The organism is Streptomyces sp. NPDC104371 (genome assembly GCF_055583785.1).
Genome location: NZ_JBVJNF010000002.1, coordinates 332,266 through 349,733, shown reverse-complemented (window position 1 = coordinate 349,733; position 17,468 = coordinate 332,266). Strand labels below are relative to the sequence as shown.

The following is a 17,468-nucleotide window of genomic DNA, read 5'->3' as shown; positions in this document are numbered from 1 at the left end:
CCGGGCGTGCGGACCCTTCCGCGGCACGGTCCGCGACCGCCTCGACTACATCGAAGGATGCAGTCGTGGTTCCTCATCGCCGACGACGAGACGAGCCCCGTTCGCGGGGAGGCTGGAGGGGAGCGAAAGGGGCAAGGTGTGATCGTCGGGTTGATCGTGGCCTGCGAGGTCGGCTTCTGGGTGCTGCTGGCCGTGGGCCTGGCCGTCCGCTATCTGCTGAAGCTGCGCCGTACGAGCGCAGCGCTGCTGCTGGGTGAACCGCTGCTGGAAGTCGTCCTGTTCGTGGTCACCGCCATCGATCTGAAGAACGGCGCGGAGCCGAGCTGGGAGCACGGTCTGGCGGCGCTGTACATCGGCTTCACCGTCGCCTACGGGCACTACACGATCCGCTGGCTGGACGGCCACGCCGCGCACCGCCTGGCCGACGCCCCGCCGCCACCGAAGCCCCCGAAGCACGGCATGCCCCGCGCGGCCCACGAGGGCCGCCTCTGGCTCCGCACGGCCCTCGCCACGGCCGTGACCCTGGCCCTGCTCCAGGGCGCGATCTGGTACGTGGGCGACGGCACGGGCACGGACCCGCTGAAGTCCTGGCAGGCGACGTCGTTGCGCATAGCGTCGATCCACGCGGTGATCGCCCTGACATACCTGCTGTTCCCGAAGAAGGGGCCGAAGGACGCGAAGGGTGCCGCCAAGGATGCGGCAGAAGGCAGGACCGCGATCAAGCGCTGACCCGGCCGCGTACACGAAGACGGGTAGATTCGCGCCATGGTCGATTCAGCATCCGTATCCGTCCGCGAGGCGCGAGCCGACTTGTCGCGACTGGTCGACCGTGCGGCGAACGGGGAGCCCACCGTGATCACACGGGGCGGCACGCCGGTGGCCGCGCTCGTGCCCATCGAGGAGCACGAGGCGCTGCGGGAGGCGGCGGACGCCTGGCTCACGCGTCAGGCCGTGCGAACCCTTGCCGAGGAGGGCGACGCGCCACGTGCCACTCTGGCGGACGTGCTCGCGGACATCTTCGGCACGCGGGAGCCGGACGCCGTCTGACGTACGCCTCACAGGCCCCGTGCCGGGTTACTCCCTCTCGCCGCCCGGGACCCACAGGATGTCGCCCGTCTGCTTGTTGGCGTGGCGGGCCAGGATGAACAGGAGGTCTGAGAGGCGGTTGAGGTAGGTCGCGGTCAGGGGGTTCATCACCTCGCCGTGGGTCTCCAGGGCGGCCCATGTCGAGCGCTCCGCGCGGCGTACGACCGTGCAGGCCTGGTGCAGCAGGGCCGCGCCGGGGGTGCCGCCGGGGAGGATGAACGAGCGCAGCTTCTCCAGTTCCTCCAGGAAGCGGTCGCAGTCCGATTCGAGGCGGTCGATGTAGAACTGCTCCACCCGCAGCGGCGGGTACTCCGGGTTCTCCGTCACCGGTGTCGACAGGTCCGCGCCCACGTCGAACAGGTCGTTCTGCACACGGGTGAGGACCTTGACGACCTCCTCCTCCAGACCGCCCAGCGCGATCGCGGTACCGATCACCGCGTTCGCCTCGTTGGAGTCCGCGTACGCGGCGATCCGCAGGTCCGTCTTCGCCACCCGGCTCATGTCCCCGAGATGCGTCGTGCCCTTGTCGCCGGTGCGCGTGTAGATACGTGTCAGGTTGACCATGCGGCCAGCGTAGTGCGGCGCACCGGATAATGGTGCGGTGATCAACAGGCCCCTGCGCGTGGTACTCGCCGAGGACTCCGTCATCCTCCGTGACGGCATGGTCGAACTGCTCGCCGCCCGCGGCTGCGAGGTGGTGGCCACCGCCGGAACCGCGCCCGAGCTGCTCGCCGCGGTGGACGCACACCGGCCGGACGTGGCCGTGGTGGACATCCGGATGCCGCCCACCCACACCGACGAAGGCATCCGCGCCGCCGTCGAGATCCGTGCGCGCGCACCCGAGGTCGGCATCCTCGTCTTCTCCCAGCACATCGAGACCGCCTGGGCCTCCCGGCTGCTGGCGCAGGGCGCCGCGGGCATCGGCTATCTGCTGAAGGAACGCGTCGCCCGCACCTCGGAGTTCGTGGACGCGCTGCACCGCGTCGCCGACGGGGGTACGGCGCTCGACCCCGAGGTGGTCACCCAGCTCATGCGCGGTGGACAGCGCGGCCGGGTGGACGCCCTGACGCCGCGCGAGCGTGAGGTGCTGGAGCTGATGGCGCAAGGCCACTCCAACCGCTCCATCGCCACCCTGCTGGTGGTGTCGGAGCGCGCGGTGGAGAAGCACGTCGCCGCGGTGTTCACGAAGTTCGGGCTGCGCGCGACGGAGACCGACAACCGCCGGGTGAAGGCCGTGCTGACCTACCTGGCCGAGAGCGGAAGCTGAAGCCGCTCCTCAGAGCCGCGTCGGCAGCTCGGCGGTGATCACGGTGGGCCCGCCGGGCGGGCTGTCGACCCGGAGGACACCGTCCACCGCCGCGAGCCGCTCGGCCAGGCCGGTCAGCCCGGTACCGACGCCGAGCGCCGCGCCGCCGCACCCGTCGTCGCGTACGACCAGCCGGATCCGGCCGTCGGACGCGCTCGCGGCGAGGTCGGCCGCGTGGGCGCCGCTGTGCTTGGCGATGTTGGTCAGCAACTCGGCGGCGCAGAAGTAGACGGCCCGTTCGACCACGTGGTCCGGGCGTTCGCGCAGGTCCAGGCGGACGGTGACGGGTACGGGCGAGGTGGCGGTGAGCCCCGGCAACGCCTCGCCGAGTCCGCCGTCCAGCGCCACCGGGTGAATGCCCCGGGTCAGCCGCCGCAGCTCCGCGATGGTGTCGTCGGTCTGACCACGGGCGCGGTCCACCAGGGTGCGCAGCCGTGCGACGTCCGGGCCGGCCTCGGGCGCGAGCGCGTCCTCGGCCAGTGACAACGTGATGGCCAGACCGACCAGTTGGGCCTGGGTGCCGTCGTGCAGGTCGCGCTCCAGACGGCGGAGCCGGTCGGTGTTCTCCGCGAGCAGGACGGCGCGGGCGGTCTCCAACTCCCGTACGCGCCGCTGGACATGGGCGGGTCCCAGCAGCAGCCGGGCGAGCCACCGGTTCGCCACGCTCGACGCCCGGACGGCGAAGGGCGCTACGGACAGGAGCGCGAGGCCCAGTACGACGGAGGCGGCCTCCAGCCAGACGGCCGTCCGCAGGCCGGGTTCCAACAGGCGCCCCCAGAGCGGGAAGCCGATCAGCCAGCAGGAGCCGAGGGGAAGCACCACGGCCGCGACGAACCCGAGCACGCCGAGCGGCAGCCGCAGCACCAGATAGAGCAGCGTCCGCCAGGCGACGGGATCGGTGAGCACGACACGACCACGGGCGATCACCCCCGCCGGGCGCGGCAGCCCGGCCGGTTCCTCGACCCGCTCGCCGAGCAACCGGCCGACCAGCCGCCGGTGCAGCGCGCCGACTCCACGCGCGCCCAGCAACGCGACGACCACGAACGGCAGCCCGAGCACGGTGAGCGAGAGCAGCGCCCCCGCGTACAGAACGGCGAGCGCGTAGCAGCCGCCGAGCAGCGCGAGCGGCAACCCGACGACGGCGAAGGCCCATTCACCGCCCCGAACGCGGTGCTCGGTCACGGCCACCGCCTGCGCGTTCCGTCACCGGGCGGCGCATCGCTCGCGGGCCGGAGGCCAGGACGGCCGGGACGGTCGGTGCCGCCGTGGTCAGTCACGGCCACCGCCCACCACCTCCGTCGCCGGGCCGCGTACCGCTCGTAGCCCCGTGGTCAGGATGACCGGGACCGTCAGCGTTGCCGCGCCCGCCGCGATCCAGGCGCAGGCGGCCACCGGGACGGACGGTATCGCCGAACCTGTCACCGCCGTACTGAACGCCGCCGACGCCGCGCCCGCGACCGCCGTGCCCAGGAGGACACCCACCGCCGTGGTCAGTACCGACTCCACCGTCAGCATGCGCAGGATCTGCGAGCGCGTCGCGCCGACCAGTCGGAGCAGCGCGAACTCGCGGCGCCGGTCGGCGGTCACCGCGACCAGGGTGTTGACCGTGGAGACGGCGGCGAAGCACACCAGCAGCGCCAACTCCGCCTGGCGCAACCAGACATCGGTGGCAGAGGTGACCGTGGTCGCCGCCGCGCCCGCGGCCCGCTCGGAGGTGGACGTCATGGTCAGCATCGTCCCCGACAACCCCACGAGCAGGGCGACCGGCACCACGGCCGACGCCAACCGCCGCGCGTAGCCGCACAGGTTGGCGTGGGCCAGCCACCCCGCACGGGGTACCAACGCCCGTACGGGCGCGCCCAATACGGTGGCCAGGACGCGCGCCGCGAGCGGCCCCGCCAGGGCGACCGCGATCAGCAGCACGACCGAACCGAGCAAGGCCGCCTGCCCCGCCTTGTCCACCTGCTCCGCCGAACGCGTCGCCGCGAGCCGCAGCAGCAGCACGCCGCCCGCGAGCGCGCCGAGCCCGACGAGCAGGCGCGGCACCCCCGTACGCCCCTGCTCGGTCGCACTCGCGGCGAGCGCCGCGGCCGGTGCGATCCGGGAGATCCGCCGCGCCGCGACCGCCGAGGCCGACAGCCCGACGACGAGCGCGGCGGCCAGCGCGACCAGCAGCGGTACGGGTGTCCCCGGCACCCGCATACCCGGCGCCGCCAACTCCCGCTCCTGCAACGCCACAAGGAACCGCCGGGCCGCCGCGACGCCGACGACCCACCCCGGCACGGCCACCGACAGGACGGTCGCGACGATCTGTCCACGGACGAGCCGTCGCACCTGACGCGGTGTCGCGGCGATCGTGCGCAACAGGGCCAGCTCGCGGTGCTGTTGACGTAGCGCGAAGCCCAGCGCGTTGACCACGGTGAAGAACGCGACCAGCACGGCGATCTCACCGAAGGCCCCGGCGATCAGCGCCAGTCCGGGTCCGCTGGACGCCTTCCGGACGGCAGTCGGCGCGCTGACATCGGCGGCGAGCAGCGAACCGAACAGCGTCATCGTGGCGATGGCGAGGAAGAGTGCGACTGCCAAGCCGACGAAGGCCGTTGGACGCCGACGCATCTGCCCGAGCGCGATCGAGGCCATCGCGCTCACCCGCCCAGCCGACTGAGGCGTGCGCCGACCTCGGTGGCGGTGGGCCGGTCCAACTCGTCCACCACCAAGCCGTCGGCGAGCAGCAGCACCCGGTCCGCGTACCCGGCGGCGACCGGATCGTGGGTCACCATCACACACGTCCGGCCGTCCTGGTCCACCCCGGCGCGCAGCAGGGCGAGGATCTCGTGGCCGGTGGCCCGGTCGAGCGCGCCGGTCGGCTCGTCGGCGAAGAGCACCTGGGGCCGGGAGACCAACGCCCGTGCGATCGCGACGCGTTGCTGCTGTCCGCCGGAGAGCTGACCGGGCCGGTGCCGCTCACGCCCGGCAAGGCCCACCCGGTCGAGCGCGTCCAGCACCCGGCCCCGGTCGGGCCGCCTTCCGGACAGCCGACCGGGCAGCTCCACGTTCTGCGCGACCGTCATCGCGGGCATCAGGTTGAACGCCTGGAAGACGAACCCGACCCGGTCGCGCCGCAGTTCGGCCAGCCGCCGCTCGGGCAGCCCGGACACTTCGGTATCACCCCACCAGACGGAGCCCCGGGTGGGCCGGTCCATCCCCGCGAGGCAGTGCAGCAAGGTGGTCTTGCCGGAGCCCGAGGGCCCCATCACCGCCGTGAACGTCCCGGGCGCGAGCGCCACCGACACCCCGCGCAACGCCCGTACGGCGGCAGCACCACGCCCGTACTCACGGTGCAGGTCCTCCGCCCGCGCGGCGGCCGCCGCCCCGATATCCATCGCCGTCTCAGCCATGCGTTCATCCTTGGCGAGCGGGACGCGACGGTCGATCGTGCCCGCCCCCGAACCGGGGGTTCGGGAAACCGAACGTCTGGTGCGAGCGCTTCGCGGGCGCGCCCGTCGGTGTGGGCTGGGCATTCCGCAGCGGCATCAACTGCCGTAGATCGTGGACCGGTGTCCGACGGCAACCACCCAGATCACCAGTTCCCCGTCTTCGATCGTGTAGATGACCCGGTAATCACCGACGCGGAGTCTGCGCCGGTCCGGCTGCGAGACGAGCGCAGTCGTACTGAAGCCCAAAGGGTCGGTTTCCAGCTCGGTGAGCTTGGCCAGGATGCGGAGCGCTATAGCCCGGGGGACCTTGCGGAGCTCTGTTTGAGCCTCGGGCCGGAAGACGGTGCGGTACTTACTCACCACGCGCCAGCGTCTCCCTCATGACGTCCTCGATGGGGACGCCGGCCGCCGGATTCGCCATGCGCTCGTCGATGATCCGGTTGATCTCGCGCTCCTCCCATTCCTGGTACTTGCGCAGGACCTCGATCGATACGACGGCGGCTACTTCCTTGCCGCGTCGCGTGATGACCGTCGGCGTGTCGTCCCGGTCCGCCCGCTCGACCACTTCCGCCAGGTGGGCGCGCACGTCACGGATGGACTCTATGGGCATCTGCATCATGGACCAAGTGTACACATGGTCTCACATGTACGCATGATGTGCGGTGGAGGGCTTGAGGCGCCACCGTGTCACCGGCCCGCGAACTCGCACCACACCACCTTGCCGGGGCTGCGCTCGCCCACGCCCCACTTGTCCGCCAGCTCTGCCACCAGGAAGAGGCCGCGTCCGCCCTCGTGCGGCTCCTCCGTGACCCTCTGCGGTACGGCCGGTACGCCGTCCCCGCTGTCGTGCAGTTCGACGCGCAGCCCGCCGCCGTCCTGCGGCAGCAGCCGCAGCAGGAACCCGCGCCCCGGTGGCACACCGTGCACCAGCGCATTGGTCGCGAGTTCGCTGACACACAGCAGGACGTCGTCCGCGCGGGCGGTCATCCCCCAGTCCACGAGCGCGAGGCGCGTGAACGCCCGCGAGGCCGGTACGGACTTGCGTTCCCGCCGGTAGAACCGCTCACGCGCGGTCAGGAGTGAAGTTTCGCTGTTCACGTGACGAGGTTCACACCGTGTGCCCATCATGGACCAGCGCGCTTCTGCGTACGGCCGCTCCGTACGCTCGCGCGCCAGTGAACGTACGCACGCTGGTGGGGAGTTCGGCCGCATGGCAACCACGACACGGTCTCGGACACGCAAGAACGCCTCGGCGATGAAGATGGTGGGCGCGCTGCTCGCCGTCTTCCGCGAAGCCGCCGGGCTCACCCAACGCGCGCTGGCCGAGCGGTTCTTCATCAGTGAACAGCAGATCGCCTCCATCGAGCAGGGACGACGACCACTGAAGCCGGACCTTGCCGAGCAGCTCGATGAATTCCTCGATACCAAGGGTGCGTTGAGCGCCGCGTTGAGGCACTTGCCGGACGTGGACCTCGTACCGCTGTGGGCGGAGGAGTACCTGGACCAGGAGCGGGAGGCTGTCTCGATCTCATGGTACGAGAGCCTGCTGGTGCCCGGTCTGCTTCAGACCGAGGAGTACGCGCGGGCGGTCTTCCGGAGCCGTGTACCCGTCTACGACGAGGACGAGATCGAGAGGTTGGTGGCGGCGCGTATCGAACGGCGCGAGATCTTGCATCGCAAGGTGCCGCCGACCGGGAGCTTCGTGATCTGGGAGGCGGCCCTGCGGGACTGCCTGGGCGGAGAGAGGGTGTACGTCGAGCAGTTGCGGTATCTGCGCGAGTACGCGGACCTGCCCGGACTTGCGCTCCAAGTCCTGCCGTTGGGGCGGACATCCCACGCTGGACTCGACGGTCCGTTCATCCTGCTGGAGACGCCTGAACACCAGCGGCTTGCCTATATGGAGACTCATCGTGGCAGCCAACTGATGGGGGATCCCACTGCTGTGGCCATCCTGATGCAGAAGTATGCGATGCTGCGGACGCAGGCCCTCAACACCGAGGATACGAGGGATCTGCTGGACCAACTCCTAGGAGAGGCATGAGCGGCACCGCACTTGAGTGGTTCAAGTCCAGCTACAGCGGCAGCGAAGGCGGCGCCTGCCTCGAAGCCGCCTACGCCTGGCGCAAGTCCAGCTACAGCGCTGACGAAGGCGGCGCCTGCCTAGAGGTCTCCGCCCACCCCACCGCCATCCACCTCCGCGACTCCAAGAACCCCACCGGCCCCCACGTCACCGTCGCGCCCGCCGCCTGGGTGGCGTTCCTGGAGTCCGCCGGGTTGCCCGAGTAGTCAGCCGGTATGGACTGGTTGCCGCTGCTCTCCACCCTGGCCGGGGCCTCGATCGGGATCGTCGCCACGCTCATCGCCGATCGGAACCGGTGGAAGCGCGAGGACGCCAAGGACACGCTTCGGCTGCGGCTGGACATCTACACGCAGTACGCGACCACCGTGAAGGTCCTCGGTGAGACCTTGCGGGCTCTGGCCGGGCGGGAGCATCCGTCCGATGACGAGCGGGCGCTCGCGTTGCGCGAGGCCTTCCGGGACTCGGGCATAGCCATCGCGTCGGAACGGATGTGGCTCGTCGCGCCGCAAGCCGTCGTGGAGGCGTCCAACAGCGTGTTCCACTGCCTGCGGCACATCTGTGAGGGCTACGTCGACGGCACGGCGGTCAGCAGCCCGGAGGACCGCGCCCGCTGGGAGCAACGCGGCACGGCAGCCGCGAGGATGCGCAAGCTCATGCGCGAAGACCTCGGCTTCGGCCCCCTCACCGAACGCCACAGCGCTCTTCTCTAGACGCCCGGTTCCGTGAAGTCCCGGATCACGTCGGGGTAGTTGCTGGAAGGGGGCGGCGGGGGAAGCCGACGGGCGGGTGCGTCGTCGGCGGCCTCCCCGGTGATGCCCAGATCGCGGCGCATCGCCTCTCGCATGGCGTCGATCAGGGGCCACAGCGCGTGTTGCGCCGCCGCGGCTGACCGCAGGCTCTCGCCCGGCCGGGGATTCCCCTGCTCCAGGCGCTTGATCTGTCCGTGGACCCGGGTCAGCGTCTCGTTCACCTCGTGCGCCGGAACGACCACGGTGTCGGGCGCGATCATCAGCGCCTCGGACCACCGGTCGCGGTACACGCCCTTGATCTCCTCCAGCGCCCGGACGTCCTCGTCCCCGGGCGCCTGGTCCCGCAGGACGTACAGGTGACGGCTGAGCGCCGTGGCGAACTGCCGTGCGTCCCGGTGCAGTTCGGAGTAGCAACGGCGCCGTAGCTCACGGCTCTCGCGGGCCTCCTGGATGGCCTGGGCCATCTCCAACTCGCGCCTCTTGGCCCGGTCGGCGCCCCGCTGGGTGAGCAACGCGCCCCCCAATGTGCCCGCCACACCCACCACCGCGATCAGCGCCGCCCCGACGTCCATCGACTCAGCCTAATTCCTCATGACAGCGGGCAGCCCTCACGCCCCCGCCGTGCGGAACACCCGCGTGCCCACCAGTACCGACAGCGCGGTGAAGCCCACCGCCACCAGCGTCCCGTACAGCATGTGCGCCGTGCCGTAGGAGCCCACGTACGCGTCCCGTACCGCGTCCACGAGGTAGCGGAACGGGGTGAAGTGGGAGAGGACGTCCAGCCACTTCGGGCCGAGGGTCATCGGCAGCATCAGGCCCGACAGCAGCATGGCCGGCATGGTCAGGGCGTTGATCACCGGGCCGAACTCCTGCGGCGTACGGACGTTCATCGCGAGCGCGTACGACAGCGAGGCCAGCGAGATCGTCAGCAGCGCGACGAACACGAAGCCGATCAACACCCCGGCCAGCGGGGCCCGGAGACCCATCACCGTCGCCGCCAGCACCAGCAGCACCGCCTGGAAGACGAACACCGTCGCGTCCCGCAGCACCCGGCCGAGCAGCAGCGCGAGTCGGCTCACGGGGGTGACCCGCATGCGCTCCACCACGCCCTGGCCCTTCTCCACGATGATCATGAAGCCCGCGAACGACGCTCCGAACAAGCCAAGTTGGAGCAGCAGGCCGGGCACGAGGACCTGCCAGGAGCTGCCGCGCACCCCCAGCGGCAGATGGGTCAGCAGCGGACCGAAGAAGAGGAGGTACAGCAGGGGCATCAACACCCCGAAGAGCAACGCGAAGCGGGAGCGCAGGGACTGGCGCAGATAGCGGCCGTAGATCAGGGCCGTGTCCTGGAGAAGCATCTCGATCGTCCTCAACTGCTATACGGCTACGGGGGTGGTGTCGACCGGGGCCGGACCCCGGCCCGTGATCGCGAGGAACGTGTCCTGGAGCGTCGCGTCGATCGAACCGCCGTGGCGCAGCTTGAGCGCGGACGGTGTGCCCTCGGCGGCGACCCTGCCCTCGTCCACGACGACCAGCCGGTCGGCGAGAGCGTCGGCCTCGTCCAGGTAGTGCGTGGTCAGGAAGACCGTCGTGCCCCGCTCGTCGCGCAGGCGGCGCACCAGCGCCCACAGGTCCGCGCGGCTGCCGGGGTCGAGACCGGTCGTCGGCTCGTCCAGGAACAGCACCTTCGGGCGGTGCGTGAGCGCCATCGCGATGTCGAGACGCCGCCGCTGCCCGCCGGACAACGCGCCCGTCTTGCGGTCGAGCAGGTCCGTGAGGTCCAGCTCGCGGGCGAGTTCCTCGGCGCGGGCGCGCGCCTCGGCCTTCGGCAGCCGGTACATCCGGCCCTGGGTGACCAACTCCTCCCGGACGCTGATCTGTCCGTCCACCCCGCCCGACTGCGCGACGTAACCGCAGGCCCGTCGCACCCCCGCCGGGTCGGCCGCGAGATCGCAGCCCGCGACCGAGGCCGTGCCGCCGGTGGGCTTCAGCAGGGTGGTGAGCATGCGCAGGGTCGTCGTCTTGCCCGCGCCGTTGGGTCCGAGGAAGCCGAGGATCTCGCCCTCGCCGACGGTGAGGTCGATGCCCCGTACGGCCTCGACGGAGCCGGTCTTCGTACGGAAGGTGCGGGCCAGGCCCGCCGTGCTGATGACTGGTGGCATGGCCCCAGAGAATCAGAGTCACTGAAATTTTGCAATGACTCCAAAGTTTGGGGGACCCCATGCACGGCTAGGATGCGGGTATGGCTGAGGGGCTCAGGGAGCGGAAGAAGCGGCAGACCCGGCAGTACATCTCGGATGTCGCCACGCATCTGTTCGTGGAGCGCGGCTTCGACGCCGTGACCGTCGCGGAGATCGCCGAGGCGGCGAACGTCTCCGTGAACACCGTCTACAACTACTTTCCGGCCAAAGAAGACCTCTTCTTCGACCGCTCCGCGGGCGTGGCCGACCGGCTCGCCCGCTGGATCCGCGCCCGGGACGCGGGGGAGTCCGCCGCGGGCGCCGTCCTGCGCGAGCTGCGCGGCGAGGTCGAGGCCGTCTCGCCCCGTATGGGCCTCATGGCCGGATACGACCGGTTCATGCGGGTCATCCAGGACGCACCGCCGCTGCGCTCCCGGCTGTGGAGCCTGCAACAGGAGATCCACGACAACGTGGTGGTGGCCCTGCGGGAGGAGACCGGGGCCCCGGAGGGCGACCCGCTGCCGGACCTGATGGCCGGTCAGATCTGCTGGGTCCATCAGGCGGTCTTCGTCCACATCGGCCGCGAGATGCTCGCCGGGCGCGAACCGGCCGAAGTCTCGCGGGAGGTGCTCGTCCTCCTCGACGACATCGAGGAGTTGCTGAGCGAGAAGGTGCTCAACTACGCCGTGCGCGCGGTCTCATGACCCGGGACGGTGTGATGTCCGTCATGTGAGACCGTGACGCGCGTTACTTACCGGTCACAAGCCCCCGTATGAGCGCTAAGGTCCGCCGGAGAGGCATACATCGACAGCGCGTCAGGGGAGTCGCACAGTGGCACGGAAGCTTGCCGTCATCGGGGCCGGACTCATGGGTTCCGGCATCGCCCAGGTATCCGCTCAGGCCGGCTGGGACGTCGTGCTGCGTGACGTCACGGACGAGGCGCTGACGCGCGGCACGGACGCCATCAAGGCCTCGTACGAGAAGTTCGTGAGCAAGGGCAAGATGGAGGCGCACGACGCCGACGAGGCGATCGCGCGCATCACGCCGACCACCGATCTCGACGCCGTCGCCGACGCGGACATCGTGGTCGAGGCCGTCTTCGAGAAGCTCGAGGTCAAGCACGAGATCTTCCGGTCGCTCGACAAGATCGTCCGCGAGGACGCCGTGCTCGCGTCCAACACCTCCGCCATCCCGATCACCAAGATCGCGGCGGCCACCGCGCGCCCCGAGCGCGTCGTCGGCGTGCACTTCTTCTCGCCCGTCCCGATGATGAAGCTCGTCGAGCTGGTCCGGGGCTACAAGACGAGTGACGAAGCCCTCGCCACCGCGCGGGAGTTCGCCGAGTCCGTCGGCAAGACCTGCATCGTCGTCAACCGCGACGTGGCCGGGTTCGTGACGACCCGCCTCATCTCCGCGCTCGTCGTGGAAGCCACCAAGCTGTACGAGTCGGGCGTGGCCACCGCCGAGGACATCGACCTCGCCTGCAAGCTGGGCTTCGGTCACGCGATGGGCCCGCTGGCCACCGCCGACCTCACCGGCGTCGACATCCTGCTGCACGCCACCGGCAACATCTACACCGAGTCCCAGGACGAGAAGTTCGCCCCGCCGGAGCTGATGCGCCGGATGGTGGACGCCGGTGACATCGGCCGCAAGAGCGGGCAGGGCTTCTACTCGTACTGAGCACCACCGGTCGTACCGAGCACCAGTCGTACCAGCACCACCGGCCGCGTACGCGAACGTACGGATCTGACCGTTCCGCCACCGCACACCCCCCTGAGGTGTCACCTCAGGGGGTGAATTCGGTATCGATTCGCTCACGGACGGCAACCTGATTGCCCTGAACGCAGTCAGATGTTGCACAACCAGAACGCGGAGTACGACGACCACGCACTCACGGGGAGCGCATATGTACATCAGGGGCGACCACGCCGGGCTGGTCGTCGGGGGCCGCCTCGACGTCCACAGCGCGGCGGACGCCCGTACGGTCCTGCACTCGGCCGTCGACGACGGATCCGGCGACCTGGTGCTCGATCTGTCCGAACTCGAGTCCTGGGACGCCACCGGGCTCGGGGTGATCATGGGGGTCCACCGGCGGGCCGGGCGCTGCGGCCGACGGCTGGTGCTGCGCCAGGTGCCACCGCAGATGCAACGCCTGCTGGTCGCCACCCGGTTGCACCGGATCCTGGCCATCGAAGGCGGTATCGGGGTGGAGTCGCTGCCCCGCGTGTGACGGCTCACCGGGGTCACAGGGGGCGCGCGTCGCAGGAGCGAACGCCTACGAACCGTACGTCGGGGGCAATCCTCATGAGGCTGTGACCTCTCGGGCGGACCGGCACCCCGGCTTGTCGGAGATACTGTGCGAAGGTTTAGGGTTCGGCTGCCCGCCGCCCGACACCCTCGTGCGGGCACCGGACCAGAAGCGACAGCGCGCAGTGTGCGGCGAGGCGCCGGGAGGGGCTCGAGCACACCGCTTTTGGGGGCAAGGACCTTTACATGGACCCGAACACCCGGGAACCCGACGCGTACGGCCATGACGATGACCGTGACACGCCGCGCCAGCGCCCGCCGCGGGACCCCGCCGCACCGGACTTCGTCCAGCCCGCGCCGGCGCTCGCCCGCACCGTCCAGCTCGTGGCGGGTGACTTCCTGGTCACGATCAACCCCGTCGACGGCAGCGAGATAGAGGCCGTACGGCCCGGCGAGCGGCCCGCCCGGCCCGGCAAGCGCACCGCCGCCGAGCGGGCCGAACTCGCCCGTGCCGCGCGCCCGCCCGTGCCGCCCGGGGCCACGCGGCCCCGGCTGCCGCTCCTGGAGCGCCAGGACGACCGCGCGCGGCTCGTACGGCTGCTCGCGCGCGGCCAGTCGATCCGCCTCACCGGGCCCTCGGGGTCCGGCCGCAGCGCGCTCCTGGACGTCGTCGCCGAGGACTGCGCGGACCTCGCGCCCGACGGCGTGGTCCGCCTCAACGGCTACCGGCGCACCACGAGCGATCTCCTGGACGACCTCTTCGCCGCCGTCCACAAGGCGCCGCTGTACCGGCCCGACCGGGACCAACTGCTCGCGCGCGTACGGGAGATCGGCGCCGTCGTCATCCTCGACGACCTGGAGTTCGGCGGCAGCGCGCTGGACGAGCTGCTCGACGCGACCCCCGAGTGCGCCTTCCTGCTGGCGGTCACGCCCGACGTGGCGGCGCCCTCCGCCGACGCGCAGATCGAGGAGGTCGCCCTCGGCGGACTCGACCGCGCGGGCGGCCTCGAACTCGTCGAGCGCGCGATCGGCCGCGTCCTCAGCGAGGAGGAGGCGCAGTGGGCGGGTGACCTGTGGTTCGAGTCGGAGGGGCTGCCGCTGCGCTTCCTCCAGGCCGGGGCGCTGCTGCGCCAGCGTGACCGGCGACGCGGGGCCGGTGACCTTCTGGCGGCGTTCGACGCCTACGGGGACGCCGCCGCGGACGCGCCCGCCGATGCCCCTGCCGACGCCGACGCCGACGCCGCGCCCGAGGAGCCGCTGCCCTCGCTCGCCGAGGCCGCCGCGCCCGCCCCGCTGCTCGCCTCCCGGCTGAGCCCCTCGGCGCGCGAGGCGCTCAAGTTCGCGGTCGCGCTCGGCGGCGAGGTGCCCCACCAGACCCACCTTCCGGCGCTCGCCGACGAGAACCACGCGGACGCGGCCCTCGCCGAACTCGTCGACTGCGCGCTGGTCTCCCCGGTCGGCTCCCGCTACCGGCTCGCCGCCGGGGTGCAGACGCAGTTGGAGGCCGCCGGGTACGGGACCGGGGCCGAGGAGTACGGGCTCAAGGCCGCCCAGCACTACGCCTGGTGGGCCGGGCATCCCTCGGTCACCCCGGAGCGGGTCTCGGCGGAGGCGGACGCCCTGCTGGCCGCGCTGGCCCTCCTCGTCCCCGGTACGCGACCGCCCGCCGAGGGCGAGGAGAGCGCCGCCGTACGCCTGGCCCGGCAGGCCGCGCCCGCGTTCGCCGCGGGGTTGCAGTGGGGCGCCTGGGAGCGGGCGCTGCGCTTCGGTGTGGAGGCGTCCCGGCTCGCCGGGGAGGTGAGCGATCAGGCCTACTTCCACCACGAGTTGGGCATCCTTGCGCTGTGTTCCGGCCAACTGGAGCGGGCGCGCGCCGAGTTGGAGGCGTCCATCGGGCTGCGCGGCGCCCTCGCCGACAAGCGCGGCACGGTCGCCGGGCGGCGCGCCCTCGCGTTGGTCACGGACCGCACCGGGGCCGTACCGCCGGGCGGGCCCACGGAGGAACTGCCTCTCGCGCGGCCCGAGGAGCCGGTCCCGCCGGTACCGGCGGGCTTCGCGACCACCGAACTCATCGGCGTCACCACGCCGTTGGCGCAGCAGGCCACGCCGAAGCCGGCGCCGAAGGCCGGGCGTGTGCGCGGGATGATGAAGGGCACCCGGCGGAATCTGGTGGCGGCGGGCGCCGGGGCGGTGCTCGTGGCCGTGCTCGGCACGGTCGTCACGCTCGGCGTGACGTCGGGCAACGGCGACGACCTCCCGGCCGAGAAGGTCGGCGGGGGCCCGTCCGTGAGCCAGGACGCGGGTGACGACGGCCTCGACGCGGACCAGTCGGACCAGTCGGGCGGCGGCTCGGGCGGTTCGGCGGCGAACGACGCCCCCGTCTCGACGGGTCCCGGCCCGGACGGCACGAGCAGCCCCTCGGGCTCGCCGTCGCCGAGCAGCACCGACAGCGACCCCTCGGACAGCCCCACGGGCTCGGAGGAGCCGTCGGCCCCGTCGTCGGAACCGGAGTCGACGCCCGCGTCCACACCGCCCGACACCGAGCACCCCACGGACAAGCCGACGGACAAGCCGACGTCCCCGGCGCCGTCGAAGACACCGACCACCCCACCGAGCACCCTGACCCCGACGGAATCCGGCTCCCCGCCGTCACCCCCGGAGTCCCTCACCCCGCCCGCCTCCAACTCGGCCAGCGGCCCGGCCCCGACAACCCGCTCCGCGACCACACCGCCAAGCAACGACACGGGCTCACCGACGGCATCGGGCCCGGTGATCTGACCGCGCTCGCGCTACGCCGAGGGCCGCTTCCGCACACTGCGGAAGCGGCCCTCGGCGTAGGCGTGCCGTTGGTCAGAACAAGCGGAGCTTGTCGTCCTCGATGCCGCGCAGTGCGTCGTAGTCCAGGATCGTGCAGCCGATGTTGCGGTCTGTGGCCAGGACGCGGGCCTGGGGCTTGATCTCCTGGGCCGCGAAGATGCCGCGGACCGGGGCGAGGTGGGGGTCGCGGTTGAGGAGGTCGAGGTAGCGCGTGAGCTGTTCCACGCCGTCGATCTCGCCGCGCCGCTTGATCTCCACGGCGACGGTCTGCCCCTCGGCGTCCCGGCACAGGATGTCCACGGGGCCGATCGCCGTCATGTACTCGCGGCGGATGAGCGTGTAGCCCTCGCCGAGGGTCTCGATGCGGTCGGCGAGCAGTTCCTGGAGGTGCGCTTCCACGCCGTCCTTGATCAGGCCGGGGTCCACGCCGAGTTCGTGCGAGGAGTCGTGGAGGACCTCCTCCATGGTGATGATCAGCTTCTCGCCCGCCTTGTTGATGACGGTCCACACGCCCTCGTCGTCGCCCGAGCCCTGCTTGAGCGTGCAGGGCGGCGACATCCAGTTGAGGGGCTTGTAGGCCCGGTCGTCCGCGTGGATGGAGACGCTGCCGTCCGCCTTGACCAGGATCAGACGGGGCGCGGAGGGAAGGTGGGCGGTGAGCCGGCCCGCGTAGTCGACGGAACACCGGGCAATGACGAGACGCATGGTCGGCAACGCTACTCGACGTCCCCGCCTCGACGCGATTCGCCCCGGGAAGCCGACGTACGCGTGGGTCGCGACCCACCCCCACGAGTCCCTCCGGGCCGCCCGCGCCCCCGTCTCCTCCGGCCCTTCCAAGGGCCTCTCGACCCCCACCGGTCCCCGTCGCGCCCTCTCGTATCTCCCGTCTTGTGCCGTTTCGTTACTGGCCGGTTGTGTGCGTAGAGGAAGTGCGCTGTGTACGCATTCTCCTGGTGCGGCCCCCGGTCGGTGCTTACGGTAGTAACCGGGAGGTCGTGCGATATGTACGCAGCGTGTTCGACAGTACGAACTCCCTGCCCTGTCCATCAGCCCCTGGTCCTCAGGGGTGCGAGAGGAGAACCCATGTCGCTCGACGTCTCACCGGCCCTCCTGGAACAGGCCGAGCGAGGCGAGGTCGACGAAGCCGATTTCGTCGACTGCGTCCGGACTTCCCTGCCTTACGCATGGGAGATGATCAGCTCCCTGGTGGCCCAGCTGAAGGTCGACGGCGGAGTGTTCGCCGACAACCAGACGCCCCCGCCGGACGAGCAGGCACGTGGACAACTGCTGCGTGCGCTTGCGAGTGACGCGATACGAGGCGCCTTGCAGCGGCACTTCGGAGTGCGCCTGGCCTTCCAGAACTGCCACCGGGTGGCCGTGTTCCCGCTGGACTCCTCGGTGGACGACACACTGGCTCGCTTCACCTCGGTCCGCAATCAGTTGCTCAACCAATCGCCGGAACTGCGCGACTGCTGACGCGGGCACAACCGCAACAGGCCCTGGGCCTGCCGCTCCGGCTACGGGTGTTCCGTACCCGTTCCCCGGAGCGGCAAGCCGCTCTCCGTC

General features: G+C 71.1%; 22 protein-coding genes. 11 read left to right on the top strand and 11 right to left on the bottom strand.

Annotated features, from left to right (window positions below; genetic code table 11):
* Positions 1-138: 138 nt before the first annotated feature.
* Both ACZ60T_RS07405 and ACZ60T_RS07400 read left to right on the top strand, forming a co-directional pair.
* The gene (locus tag ACZ60T_RS07405; RefSeq protein ID WP_469665151.1) at positions 139-729 is read left to right on the top strand and encodes a hypothetical protein; all 591 of its coding nucleotides are present in this window, start codon (positions 139-141) and stop codon (positions 727-729) included.
* A 36-nt stretch (positions 730-765) separates the two neighbouring features.
* Positions 766-1,047 (top strand): type II toxin-antitoxin system Phd/YefM family antitoxin, encoded by a 282-nt coding sequence (locus ACZ60T_RS07400; protein WP_365622419.1) that lies wholly within the window; start codon positions 766-768, stop codon positions 1,045-1,047.
* 27 nt (positions 1,048-1,074) lie between these two features.
* On the opposite strand, the gene ACZ60T_RS07395 is transcribed toward ACZ60T_RS07400, so the two are convergent.
* Positions 1,075-1,650, bottom strand: a complete 576-nt coding sequence (locus tag ACZ60T_RS07395) for a cob(I)yrinic acid a,c-diamide adenosyltransferase (RefSeq protein WP_469665148.1) — start codon at positions 1,648-1,650, stop codon at positions 1,075-1,077.
* Between the two features lie 37 nt (positions 1,651-1,687).
* On the opposite strand from ACZ60T_RS07395, the gene ACZ60T_RS07390 reads away from it, so the two are divergent.
* Positions 1,688-2,353: a response regulator gene (locus ACZ60T_RS07390; RefSeq protein WP_469665146.1), complete on the top strand. Its 666-nt coding sequence runs from the start codon at positions 1,688-1,690 to the stop codon at positions 2,351-2,353.
* A gap of 9 nt (positions 2,354-2,362) precedes the next feature.
* On the opposite strand, the gene ACZ60T_RS07385 is transcribed toward ACZ60T_RS07390, so the two are convergent.
* The 6 genes from ACZ60T_RS07385 to ACZ60T_RS07360 all read right to left on the bottom strand — a co-directional run bounded on the left by ACZ60T_RS07385 (position 2,363) and on the right by ACZ60T_RS07360 (position 6,927).
* On the bottom strand, positions 2,363-3,574 hold the full coding sequence (locus ACZ60T_RS07385; protein ID WP_469665144.1) for a sensor histidine kinase: 1,212 nt from the start codon (positions 3,572-3,574) through the stop codon (positions 2,363-2,365).
* 87 nt (positions 3,575-3,661) lie between these two features.
* Positions 3,662-5,032, bottom strand: coding sequence for an FtsX-like permease family protein (locus ACZ60T_RS07380; RefSeq protein ID WP_469665547.1), 1,371 nt, complete (start codon positions 5,030-5,032; stop codon positions 3,662-3,664).
* Between the two features lie 5 nt (positions 5,033-5,037).
* Positions 5,038-5,790, bottom strand: a complete 753-nt coding sequence (locus tag ACZ60T_RS07375; protein WP_469665142.1) for an ABC transporter ATP-binding protein — start codon at positions 5,788-5,790, stop codon at positions 5,038-5,040.
* A gap of 135 nt (positions 5,791-5,925) precedes the next feature.
* A complete protein-coding gene (locus ACZ60T_RS07370; RefSeq protein ID WP_365622434.1) occupies positions 5,926-6,189 on the bottom strand; it encodes a type II toxin-antitoxin system RelE family toxin in 264 nt (87 codons plus the stop codon).
* Positions 6,182-6,448, bottom strand: a complete 267-nt coding sequence (locus ACZ60T_RS07365; RefSeq protein ID WP_365622437.1) for a type II toxin-antitoxin system Phd/YefM family antitoxin — start codon at positions 6,446-6,448, stop codon at positions 6,182-6,184. Before ACZ60T_RS07365 ends, ACZ60T_RS07370 begins: the two co-directional genes overlap by 8 nt.
* Before the next feature lie 68 nt (positions 6,449-6,516).
* Positions 6,517-6,927 carry an ATP-binding protein gene (locus tag ACZ60T_RS07360; protein WP_469665140.1) on the bottom strand — a complete coding sequence of 137 codons (411 nt, stop codon included), beginning with the start codon at positions 6,925-6,927 and terminating at the stop codon, positions 6,517-6,519.
* Between the two features lie 28 nt (positions 6,928-6,955).
* On the opposite strand from ACZ60T_RS07360, the gene ACZ60T_RS07355 reads away from it, so the two are divergent.
* Genes ACZ60T_RS07355 through ACZ60T_RS07345 form a run of 3 tightly spaced genes read left to right on the top strand, consistent with a single transcriptional unit; the run spans position 6,956 to position 8,619 of the window.
* Positions 6,956-7,870, top strand: a complete 915-nt coding sequence (locus ACZ60T_RS07355) for a helix-turn-helix domain-containing protein (RefSeq protein WP_469665546.1) — start codon at positions 6,956-6,958, stop codon at positions 7,868-7,870.
* Positions 7,867-8,115, top strand: coding sequence for a DUF397 domain-containing protein (locus tag ACZ60T_RS07350; protein ID WP_469665138.1), 249 nt, complete (start codon positions 7,867-7,869; stop codon positions 8,113-8,115). The genes ACZ60T_RS07355 and ACZ60T_RS07350 overlap by 4 nt, the downstream gene beginning before the upstream one ends.
* Positions 8,116-8,124: 9 nt before the next feature.
* Positions 8,125-8,619, top strand: coding sequence for a hypothetical protein (locus ACZ60T_RS07345; protein ID WP_469665136.1), 495 nt, complete (start codon positions 8,125-8,127; stop codon positions 8,617-8,619).
* Here ACZ60T_RS07345 and ACZ60T_RS07340 read toward each other — a convergent pair.
* From ACZ60T_RS07340 to ACZ60T_RS07330, 3 genes are read right to left on the bottom strand one after another with little or no spacing between them, the layout of a single operon-like run.
* Positions 8,616-9,230 carry a hypothetical protein gene (locus tag ACZ60T_RS07340; protein ID WP_469665134.1) on the bottom strand — a complete coding sequence of 205 codons (615 nt, stop codon included), beginning with the start codon at positions 9,228-9,230 and terminating at the stop codon, positions 8,616-8,618. The two genes, ACZ60T_RS07345 and ACZ60T_RS07340, sit on opposite strands and share 4 nt — an antisense overlap.
* A 36-nt stretch (positions 9,231-9,266) precedes the next feature.
* Positions 9,267-10,016: an ABC transporter permease gene (locus ACZ60T_RS07335; RefSeq protein WP_469665132.1), complete on the bottom strand. Its 750-nt coding sequence runs from the start codon at positions 10,014-10,016 to the stop codon at positions 9,267-9,269.
* 18 nt (positions 10,017-10,034) lie between these two features.
* A complete protein-coding gene (locus ACZ60T_RS07330; RefSeq protein WP_469665130.1) occupies positions 10,035-10,820 on the bottom strand; it encodes an ABC transporter ATP-binding protein in 786 nt (261 codons plus the stop codon).
* 80 nt (positions 10,821-10,900) lie between these two features.
* On the opposite strand from ACZ60T_RS07330, the gene ACZ60T_RS07325 reads away from it, so the two are divergent.
* The 4 genes from ACZ60T_RS07325 to ACZ60T_RS07310 all read left to right on the top strand — a co-directional run bounded on the left by ACZ60T_RS07325 (position 10,901) and on the right by ACZ60T_RS07310 (position 15,863).
* Positions 10,901-11,542, top strand: coding sequence for a TetR/AcrR family transcriptional regulator (locus tag ACZ60T_RS07325; protein WP_469665128.1), 642 nt, complete (start codon positions 10,901-10,903; stop codon positions 11,540-11,542).
* Positions 11,543-11,669: 127 nt separating this feature from the next.
* The gene (locus tag ACZ60T_RS07320; protein WP_469665126.1) at positions 11,670-12,518 is read left to right on the top strand and encodes a 3-hydroxyacyl-CoA dehydrogenase family protein; all 849 of its coding nucleotides are present in this window, start codon (positions 11,670-11,672) and stop codon (positions 12,516-12,518) included.
* 226 nt (positions 12,519-12,744) lie between these two features.
* Positions 12,745-13,068, top strand: a complete 324-nt coding sequence (locus ACZ60T_RS07315; protein ID WP_469665124.1) for an STAS domain-containing protein — start codon at positions 12,745-12,747, stop codon at positions 13,066-13,068.
* Positions 13,069-13,331: 263 nt separating this feature from the next.
* The gene (locus ACZ60T_RS07310) at positions 13,332-15,863 is read left to right on the top strand and encodes an ATP-binding protein (protein WP_469665122.1); all 2,532 of its coding nucleotides are present in this window, start codon (positions 13,332-13,334) and stop codon (positions 15,861-15,863) included.
* 72 nt (positions 15,864-15,935) lie between these two features.
* Here ACZ60T_RS07310 and nucS read toward each other — a convergent pair whose 3' ends face one another.
* A complete protein-coding gene (gene nucS / locus ACZ60T_RS07305) occupies positions 15,936-16,607 on the bottom strand; it encodes an endonuclease NucS (RefSeq protein ID WP_365622461.1) in 672 nt (223 codons plus the stop codon).
* A 378-nt stretch (positions 16,608-16,985) separates the two neighbouring features.
* On the opposite strand from nucS, the gene ACZ60T_RS07300 reads away from it, so the two are divergent.
* Entirely contained in the window at positions 16,986-17,378 is a 393-nt protein-coding gene (locus tag ACZ60T_RS07300; RefSeq protein ID WP_071364795.1) for an SCO5389 family protein, read from the top strand.
* The last annotated feature ends 90 nt before the right edge of the window (positions 17,379-17,468 follow it).